Source organism: Nonomuraea sp. NPDC005501 (assembly GCF_040605905.1).
Taxonomy (GTDB): Bacteria; Actinomycetota; Actinomycetes; order Streptosporangiales; family Streptosporangiaceae; genus Nonomuraea.
The window spans coordinates 68,517-77,214 of the sequence record NZ_JBEXDT010000030.1; the positions used below are offsets into that span (position 1 = coordinate 68,517).

An 8,698-nucleotide genomic window follows, 5' to 3' on the forward strand; every position below is an offset into this window, starting at 1 on the left:
GGTCCGGGCGCGCCCGGTGTTTCGCCCGCGTCAACCCGTGTCATCAGCCGTCACACCGGTTTCTCGGTCACCCCCGCCGAGTCGAACGTGGCGACCTCGTGCATGGTGCGGACGGCCGCGCAGACGAGGGGATGGGCGAGCAGGGCGCCGGTGCCCTCGCCCAGCCTGAGCTCCAGGTCGACGAGGGGGCGCAGCCCCAGGGCGGCCAGGGCCGCGGTGTGGCCGGGCTCGGCCGAGAGGTGCCCGGCGACGCAGTGGTCGACGCTGGCGGGGTCCAGGGCCGCGGCGGCCAGGGCGGCGGCTCCGGCGATGACGCCGTCGAGGATCACCGGAACGCGCGCGGCGGCGCCGCCGAGGATGTAACCGGCGATGGCCGCGTGCTCGAACCCGCCGACGGCGGCGAGCACGCGCAGCGCGTCGCTGGCCTCGGTGCCCGCCCGGGTGACGCCGTTGACGCGCAGGGCCTCGCGGACGATGCCGACCTTCCGCTCGTACGTGGCGTCGTCCACGCCGGTGCCGCGCCCGGTCACGTCGGCCGGGTCGGCCCCGGTGAAGGCGGCGACGAGCGCGGCGGAGGCCGTGGTGTTGGCGATGCCCATGTCGCCGGTGATCAGGCAGCGGGCCCCGCCGGCGACCAGGTCGCGGGCGACCGCGATGCCCGCCTCGATGGCCCGCGCCGCCTGGTCGACGGTCATGGCCGGCCCCTTGGACAGGTCGGCGGTGCCGTACCCGATCTTCCGCTTGAGCAGCGACGGCGCGTCGGGCAGGTCGGCCGCGACGCCGACGTCCACCACGGTCACCGAGACGCCCGCCTGGGCCGCGAAGGCGTTGGCCACGCCGCCGCCGGCGAGGAAGTTGGCGACCATCTGGACGGTCACCTCCTGCGGCCAGGGCGTGACGCCGCTGGCGTGGACGCCGTGGTCGGCCGCGAAGATGGCCAGCGCCGCGGGCTCGGGCATGGGCGGCGGGCTGACCCCGGCCGCACCGGCGAGCCGTACGGCGACCTCCTCCAGCACGCCCAGCGAGCCCCGAGGCTTGGTGAGGCGGTCCTGGTGGGCGCGGGCCTCGGCGAGCGCCCGGGGGTCGGCGGGACGGATCGCGGCGAGCGTCTCTGCGAGCACGGCGAACCTCCGAGGGATCAGGAAGGTGGGGTCAGGGGACGAGCTGGAGTGCTTCCTCGTAGCGGTCGATGACGACGTCGGCCAGGGTGTCGCAGTCGCCGATCACCTCGGCGCAGCGGATGTCGAGGTCGGGATGGCCCGCACCGTAGGCGAGCGCCTGCGCCCACACCCGCTCCAGCACCCCGCCGGCGAACAGCAGGTAGGGCACCACGATGACGCGCTTGGCGCCGAGGCGGCGGCAGCGTTCGAGCCCACCGGGCACGCCGGGCGGAGTGACGGAGACGAACGCCGTCTCGACGGTCATGAAGTCGTAGGCGTGGGTCTCCCAGAACAGCCGGGACACGCGGTGGATCTCGGCGTTGGCGGCCGGGTCCGTGGAGCCCTCGCCGACCAGCACGACGGCGGTGTCTCCGGGCTCGACGTGGCCGGGCTGCAACTCGGCGGCCGGAGCGTCGACCGCTCGCAGCTGGCGGAACCTGCCGCCGACGACCTCCAGGGGGCGCAGGCGCGGCATCTCGGTGGCGGCGTCCTTGAGCCGCTCGGCCAGCAGGGCGAGCACGCGGGGGTCGGGGCCGAGGGGGCGGCCGTAGTCGTACATCAGCGTGGGGTGGCGTCGCGTCTCGGCCTCCAGCGCCTGCGGCCACTCCTCACCGACGCGGCTGAGGCTCAGCGGCAGCGCCACCAGGCGGTGGTGGCCGCGGGCGACCAGGGAGGCCACGGACTCGCTCAACCGCGGCGTGGCGCGCTCCAGGTAGCCGCCGGAGACGTCGGCGGCGTGCTGGTCGAGCCGGCAGCGGAGCCGGTGGACGAACCTGCCGAACTCCGCGGAGTCGGCGTCATCGTTCGAGCCCTGCCCGATCAGCAGGAGCGGCGGCTTCATCGAGGGAATCTCCGGAGGTAGACAAAGACACGCGAGGATAACCGATGCGCACCCGTGAGCGACAGGTCACTCGGTGTACGCGGGGACCGCGTGGACGACGAAGACCGGGTCGGAGGCGGCCAGGCCGTGCGCGCCGTCGGGCTGGAGGATGAGCTTGGAGGCGAGGATCTGGGTGCCCTCGGCACGATAGCCGTGCTCGCGGAGCCGGTCGAGCACGGTCGGCACGCGTTCCAGGGTCCTGACGGCGCACACGAGTGTGCGGGGGCGGCGCGCGGCGCAGGCGACGATCACGTCGATGCCGCCTCCGCCCACGAACACGGCGTCCGGGTCGGGCAGGGGCTCCAGCGCCGGAGGCGCCTGGCCGCGGGTGAGCGCGACCTTGACGCCGTGGGCGAGCACGGAGGCGCGCAGCCGGGCGCAGGCCTGCTCGTCACGCTCGACGGCCATGACGGCCGCGCCGAGCCTGGCGCACTCGACGGCGATCTCGCCGGAGCCCGCGCCGACGTCCCACACCAGGTCGCCGAGCCGGGGGCCGAGCTTGGCCAGGACGAACGCCATGACCTCCGGGGGCAGGGGGCCGCCGAGCGGCAGCGCCCACTCGGCCGGTCCGGGCTGCGCGCCCGCCACCCATCCGGGCGGGCCGGGCCGGTGCAGCGGGTCGATGACCAGCACCACGTCCGGGTCCTTCCAGGGGCGGGTGGTGGCCTCGCCCATGCGGCTGTGGGTGACGCGCCGGTCGGGGCCGCCGAGATCCTGGCAGACGATGAGCGAGCGGGGGGTGGTGGGGGCCAGCTCGCGGGCGATCTCGGCGGGGCCGACGCCCGGGGTGACGAGGATCGCCACCTTGGGGTGGGCGCGGCAGGCGTTGACGACCCGGCCGAGGTGGTGCGGGCCGGCCGGGGCGACGACGAGGGCGTCCTCCCAGGGCAGCCCGGCGCAGGCGAAGGCGCGGGTGACGAGTGCGGTGGCGGGCAGCACCTCGGGCCGCAGGCCGTGGGCCCGCAGGGACCGGACGACGCCGAAGAAGCCGGGGTCGCCCTGGGTGAGGACGACGACCGGGCCGCCGCCCTCCTCCGCGTGCCGGTCGAGGGTCTCCAGGAGCGTGCGGCCGTGGGGCTGCAGGAGCGTGCGGTCGTGGGTCTCCGGAAGCGTGCGGTCGTGGGGCTCCGGGAGAATGCGGTCGTGGGGCTGCAGGAGCGTGTCGTCGGGCACGACGGCCGCCGAGAGTTCGAGCCGGCCCAGCAGGGCGCCGGGGCCCACGACCAGCGTCGCCGCGTGGAGCCGGTCGACGGCCTCGGCCGACAGCTCCGATCCGTCCCAGCCGACCACCGTGATCATGGCGCCTCACCGTCCTCACCACCAAGAGTGACGGTTTCGTGGCGGTTTAACCAGATGCCGCGCTAGGGCAGGTCGGACGGGACGAGGCTGTAGACGACGAGGTCCTCGCCGCGCAGCGCGTTGCGGGCGACGCCCTCGCGGACGAAGCCGGCCTTCTCGGCCACGCGCTGGGAGGCGGGGTTGGAGACGGCGGCGCGCAGCACGAGCCGCTGGAACCGCTGGACCTCGAACAGCCACCGGGCGACGCCGAGCACGGCCTCCCCCGCGTACCCGTTGCCGCGCGCCCACGGCGCGGTCATGTAGCCGACCTCGGCGGACTCGTTGCGCCAGTCGACGTCCCGCAGGTCCACGTTGACGGCGAACCGGCCGCCGTCCAGCTCGACGGCGGCCCAGGCGATCCCCTCGCCCCTGACGCGCATCCGCTCGGCGACGGCGACGAAGGCCCTGGCGTCGGCCTCGGTGTAGCCGCGCGGCACGCCGGTCCTGGCCTGGGTGAGGGAGTCGGCGCCGGTGGCGGCCAGGCCGGGCACGTCCGCCTCCGACAGGGGGCGCAGCAGCAGGCGCGGGGTGCGCAGCTCGGCCCGGGGCAGCGTCTCGGCCGGGGTGCGGCCGTCCTCGCGGAGCAGGCCGAAGACGACGAGGTCGTGCGGCCCGTCGTCCTCCAGGCTGGCCTCGCGCAGCACGCCCTCCCAGGTGAAGCCGGACTTCTGGGCGACGCGGAGCGAGGCGAGGTTGTCCAGGTTGGCCGTCAGGTCGACGCGGCGCAGGTCGGTGGTGGCGAACACCCACGCGGTCAGCCCGCGCACGGCCTCGGTGGCGTAGCCGCGGCCCCGGTGGAGCGGGTGGACGCCGTAGCCGACCTCGGTCGTGCCGGCGCCCCAGGACGTCTTGAACAGGCTGATGGCGCCGACGATGCGGCCCTCGGCGTCGGCCATCGCCAGATGCGTGCCCTGGCCGGACTCCCGCAGCTCGTGCACGCCGGTCTGCAGCCAGTGGGAGACGCCGGCGACGTGCGCGGGCGCTCCCGGCGGCAGGAACCGGACGCCGGACTCCACGATCGATCTGATCCGCGCGGCGTCGGCCGGGCCGAAGGGGCGGAGCGTGAGCCGGGGGGTGACGACCTTCACATCGGCATCGAACACGACCGGCAGCGTACACAGGCGCGATGTTCTCTGCGATGTTTGCCCATGAAAGCGGGGGTAGGGGCGCCCAGGAGAGGAGTGAGAACCATGGATCGAGGAAGCGCCAAACACACTCCGCGCGTCGACGAGCAGCAGAAGCACGAGACCGAGGGACTGGTACGCGGCGGCGGCCCGACCCACGCGGAGGAGTGGAAGGAGCCCGAGCCCATGTCAGCCACCGGCGAGGAGAGTCACGGCAAGTACCCGCCCGGACACGAGCCCGGCACCCCCGAGGGCATCACGCAGGAGGGCGTCGAGGCCCGCAGCGACCTGGCCAGGTGGCTCAACGACAGCCATTTCCCGTCCTCCAAGGACGAGCTGGTGCGGCAGGCGCAGGACGGGCACGCGCCGGACAACATCGTCGGCATGGTGCGGAGGCTGCCGGACCGCAGCTTCGAGAACGTCGCTCAGGTGGCCGAGGCCCTGGGACTCGGGATGGAGAGGCGGAGGTGGTGACCCGTGCGGCTCGACTTCATCCGGCCGTTGTACGAGCGCCGCGGGCCGTACGCGTCGGTCTACACGGGGGCGTTCACTGAGAGGGACCGTGAGTCCCGCTGGCACGCCGTCCGGGACCGGCTGGATGCGGCGGACCCCGACACGCTGAAGGTCGTGGAGAGCGAGGCCCTACGGCCGGGGCCGGGCCAGGCGCTGTTCGCCACCCACGGCGACGTCGTCCTCGCCGAGCCGCTGGCCGAGCCGCCGCCGAGCGAGCTGGCGGTCTGGTCGCCGCTGCCGCACGTCACGCCGCTGCTCCTGGCGAGGGGCGAGAACGTGCCGCACCTGCGGGTCATCGTGGACCACGCGGGCGCCGAGGTGACGGTCTTCGGGGGCGGCTCGCCGCGTACGTCCACCGTGGAGGCGGAGGACTGGCCGTTGCAGAAGACCGCACAGGGCGGCTGGTCGCAGCGGCGCTACGAGAACGCGGTGGAGGAGACCTGGGAGAGGAACGCGGCGGCGGTGGCGCGGGAGGTGGACGAGCAGGTGCGGCGGATCGGCGCCGAGCTCGTCCTGGTGGCCGGCGACCCGAAGTCGCGGGCCATGCTCACCGACCACCTCGGCACGAAGGCGTCGGACCGGATCGTGATGGTGGAGCACGGCAGCCGCTCCGGCCACGGGGCGTTCGAGCGGGACGTCGAGGAGGCGCTCGACGCGTGGCTGGAGGGCAGACGGGCCGAGCTGCTCGACCGGCACCGCGAGGCGTCCGGACCGACAGGGCTGGCCCAGGTGTTCCAGGCGCTGCGCGAGGGGCGCGTGCACGCCCTGCTGTCGCCCGGTGAGCTGCCGCGTGAGGTGTGGGTCGGCGAGGGCGGCACGCAGGTCTCCACCGACGAGGGGGAGCTGCGGGGGTGGGGCGTCGAGGAGCCGGTGCGTGAGCGCGCCGACTCGGCGCTGGCCAGGGCGGCGGCCATGACGGACGCGGAGCTGTGGTTCACCGACAAGGTGTCCGACGTCGCGGCCGTCATCAGGTACTGACGTGGTCCGGCACTGACGGGATCAGGTGCTGATCAGGACCTCCAGCGTCCTGGGGCCGTGGACGCCCTCGACGCGGTTGAGCTCGATGTCGCTCGTCGCCGAGGGGCCGCTGATCCAGGTGAGCGGGCGGGCCGGATCGAGCCGGGCGACGGCCTCGGGCACCCCGGCCACGATCTGGTCCGCCCGGACCACGCACAGGTGGTAGTCGGGGACGAGCGTCTGCGCCCTGCTCCCCTGGCCCGGCCCCGTGTCGAGCACGATGGTGCCGGTCTCGGCGACGGCGACGGCGCATCCGGTGATGACGCCGTCCGCCGTGTACGGGTCGGCCGGGGACGCGCCCGCCTCCCGCGCGGGCGTCCACGCCTCCGGGAGCCCGTCGGGGACGACCATGTGCCGCCCCGCGACGATTTCGGCGATGGTGGCCGGGACCTCGGCCTCGGGCACGACGTGGACGATCGCCCGGTAGTCGCCCACCCGCTCGGCGAACAGGGCCACCAGGTCGTCCACCGGCGCCGTCGCGCGGTAGTCCCGGGGGATCTCCACCTCCGGGGCCCCGTCGACGGCCCGCCTGATCCGGGCGAGGATCTCCTCGCGCGCGCTCCTGCTCACCCTTCTCGCTCCCACCAGTCTCTGAAGGATTCCTCCGGGATGTCCGGCAGGTCCCGGGTGTCGGTCCACGCCGACAGCGGACCCGGCAGCCGCCTGGGCACCAGCTTGCGCAGCCGGGTGGCGGCCCGCTGCGCCGTGGCCAGCCGGGCCTGGTCGTTGAGCACCCATCCGGCGACGCGCATGCCGGCCCGCTCGGCCGCGCCATGCGGCGCCTTGGCCCGCAGGTCGACGAGGACCTCGGGGATGTCGATGGCGACCGGGCACACCTCGTAGCAGGCGCCGCACAGGCTGGAGGCGTAGGGCAGCGACGCGTCGAGATCCGAGGTCATGCCGCGCAGCTGCGGGGTGAGGATGGCGCCGATGGGGCCGGGGTAGACCGACCCGTACGCGTGGCCGCCGGCGCGCTCGTAGACCGGGCAGACGTTGAGGCAGGCCGAGCAGCGGATGCAGCGCAGGGCCTGGCGGCCGACCTCGTCGGCGAGGACGTCCGTGCGGCCGTTGTCGAGGAGAACGAGGTGGAAGTCCTGCCCCTCGGCGGAGCCGGTCCACGTGCTCGTGTACGGGTTCATCCGCTCGCCGGTGGAGCTGCGCGGCAGGAGCTGGAGGAAGACCTCCAGGTCGCGCCAGGTGGGCAGCACCTTCTCGATGCCCACCACGCTGATCAGCGTCTCCGGCAGGGTCAGGCACATGCGGCCGTTGCCCTCGGACTCCAGGACGACGAGCGTGCCGGTCTCGGCGATCATGAAGTTGGCGCCCGAGATCGCCACCTTGCTGCGCAGGAAGCGCTCGCGCAGGTGGACGCGGGCGGCCTCGGCCAGGGCCGCGGGCTCGTCGGTCAGGCCGGGCGGCGCGTCGTCCATCTTGTCGAGGAAGATCTCGCGGATCTCCGCCCGGTTACGGTGGATGGCGGGCACGAGGATGTGGCTGGGGAAGTCGTCGCCGAGCTGGACGATCAGCTCGGCGAGGTCGGTCTCGTACGCGGTGACGCCCTCGGCGGCCAGCGCCTCGTTGAGCCCGATCTCCTGGGTGGCCATGGACTTGACCTTGACCACCTCGGTCTCGCCGGTGGCCTTGACCAGGGCGGCGACGATGCGGTTGGCCTCGGCGGCGTCCCTCGCCCAGTGGACGTGGCCGCCGGCGGCGGTGACGGCCTCCTCCAGCTGGACGAGATACCGGTCGAGGTGGCGCAGGGTCTCGTCCTTGATCGCCTTGCCGGCGGCGCGCAGCTCCTGCCAGTCGGGCAGCTCGCCGACGACGCTCGCGCGCTTGCCGCGGATGGTGTGCGTGGCCTTGCGGAGGTTGTACCGGAGCTGCGAATTCTGAACGGCCTGCGCGGCGTTTTTCGGGAAATTTCCGGGCATGCCGAGGAAAGTGGCGCTCATGATGCTTTGCCCTCTTCGGTGGAGGCGAGGATCTCGGCCAGATGCATGACCCGGACGCCGGTCCGCTGGCGGCCGAGCATGCCGCCGATGTGCATGAGGCACGAGTTGTCGGCCGCGCAGAGCACCTCGGCGCCCGTGTCGAGGACGCTGCGCACCTTGTCGGCGCCCATCGCCGCGGAGACGGCCGGGTTCTTGACCGCGAACGTCCCGCCGAACCCGCAGCACTCCTCGGCCCCGGCCAGCGGGACGAGGTCGAGGCCGCGGACGTTGCGGAGCAGCAGGGCCGGGCGGTCGGCGAGGTGCAGGCCGCGCAGCGAGTGGCAGGTCGGGTGGTAGGTCACCCGGTGCGGGAAGTACGCCCCCACGTCCTCGACCTTCAGCACGTCCACCAGGAACTCGGTCAGCTCGTACACCCGGGGCGCCACCTCCGCGACGGCCGCCGCTCCCCTGCTGCCGGGCCGTACGAGCTTGGGGTACTGCTCCCGGACCATCGCGGCGCAGGAGCCCGACGGCGCGACGACCGCGTCGTACCCGGCGAAGACCTCGGTGAAGTGGCGGGCGAGCCGCACGCCCTCCTCGCGGTACCCGGTGTTGACGTGCATCTGGCCGCAGCAGGTCTGCGCGGCGGGGAAGTCGACGTCGCAGCCCAGCCGGCGCAGCAGGGACACGACGGCCTTGCCGGTGCCGGGGAAGAGCGTGTCGTTCACGCACGTG

Annotated in this window: 9 protein-coding genes; 2 read left to right on the forward strand and 7 right to left on the reverse strand. The window is 74.0% G+C overall.

Going from position 1 to position 8,698, the window contains the following annotated elements; genetic code table 11:
• Positions 1-50: 50 nt before the first annotated feature.
• From cobT to ABZS51_RS17255, 4 genes are all read right to left on the reverse strand, one after another.
• On the reverse strand, positions 51-1,121 hold the full coding sequence (gene cobT / locus ABZS51_RS17240; RefSeq protein WP_355441502.1) for a nicotinate-nucleotide--dimethylbenzimidazole phosphoribosyltransferase: 1,071 nt from the start codon (positions 1,119-1,121) through the stop codon (positions 51-53).
• A 31-nt stretch (positions 1,122-1,152) separates the two neighbouring features.
• Positions 1,153-2,001 (reverse strand): sirohydrochlorin chelatase, encoded by an 849-nt coding sequence (locus ABZS51_RS17245; protein ID WP_310712205.1) that lies wholly within the window; start codon positions 1,999-2,001, stop codon positions 1,153-1,155.
• Between the two features lie 66 nt (positions 2,002-2,067).
• Positions 2,068-3,339, reverse strand: coding sequence for an SAM-dependent methyltransferase (locus ABZS51_RS17250; protein ID WP_355441505.1), 1,272 nt, complete (start codon positions 3,337-3,339; stop codon positions 2,068-2,070).
• Between the two features lie 62 nt (positions 3,340-3,401).
• Entirely contained in the window at positions 3,402-4,481 is a 1,080-nt protein-coding gene (locus tag ABZS51_RS17255) for a GNAT family N-acetyltransferase (RefSeq protein ID WP_355441508.1), read from the reverse strand.
• Between the two features lie 87 nt (positions 4,482-4,568).
• On the opposite strand from ABZS51_RS17255, the gene ABZS51_RS17260 reads away from it, so the two are divergent.
• Both ABZS51_RS17260 and ABZS51_RS17265 read left to right on the forward strand, forming a co-directional pair.
• On the forward strand, positions 4,569-4,976 hold the full coding sequence (locus ABZS51_RS17260) for a DUF2795 domain-containing protein (protein WP_355441511.1): 408 nt from the start codon (positions 4,569-4,571) through the stop codon (positions 4,974-4,976).
• 3 nt (positions 4,977-4,979) lie between these two features.
• Positions 4,980-5,993: a Vms1/Ankzf1 family peptidyl-tRNA hydrolase gene (locus tag ABZS51_RS17265; RefSeq protein WP_355441514.1), complete on the forward strand. Its 1,014-nt coding sequence runs from the start codon at positions 4,980-4,982 to the stop codon at positions 5,991-5,993.
• Between the two features lie 21 nt (positions 5,994-6,014).
• Here ABZS51_RS17265 and ABZS51_RS17270 read toward each other — a convergent pair whose 3' ends face one another.
• From ABZS51_RS17270 to ABZS51_RS17280, 3 genes are all read right to left on the reverse strand, one after another.
• Complete coding sequence (locus ABZS51_RS17270; RefSeq protein WP_355441517.1) at positions 6,015-6,602, reverse strand: LUD domain-containing protein; 588 nt, start codon at positions 6,600-6,602, stop codon at positions 6,015-6,017.
• Positions 6,599-7,984: a lactate utilization protein B gene (locus tag ABZS51_RS17275; RefSeq protein ID WP_355441520.1), complete on the reverse strand. Its 1,386-nt coding sequence runs from the start codon at positions 7,982-7,984 to the stop codon at positions 6,599-6,601. The genes ABZS51_RS17270 and ABZS51_RS17275 overlap by 4 nt, the downstream gene beginning before the upstream one ends.
• Positions 7,981-8,698 (reverse strand): (Fe-S)-binding protein (locus tag ABZS51_RS17280; RefSeq protein ID WP_355441523.1); only part of this gene is annotated, 718 nt, incomplete at its 5' end. The genes ABZS51_RS17275 and ABZS51_RS17280, both read right to left, overlap by 4 nt.

Bases quoted from the DNA above. Each gene is read 5' to 3' on its own strand.
- ABZS51_RS17250 (WP_355441505.1), bottom strand. From the start codon at position 3,339: ATGATCACGGTGGTCGGCTGGGACGGATCGGAGCTGTCGGCCGAGGCC.
- ABZS51_RS17245 (WP_310712205.1), bottom strand. From the start codon at position 2,001: ATGAAGCCGCCGCTCCTGCTGATCGGGCAGGGCTCGAACGATGACGCC.
- ABZS51_RS17275 (WP_355441520.1), bottom strand. From the start codon at position 7,984: ATGAGCGCCACTTTCCTCGGCATGCCCGGAAATTTCCCGAAAAACGCC.
- ABZS51_RS17260 (WP_355441511.1), top strand. From the start codon at position 4,569: ATGGATCGAGGAAGCGCCAAACACACTCCGCGCGTCGACGAGCAGCAG.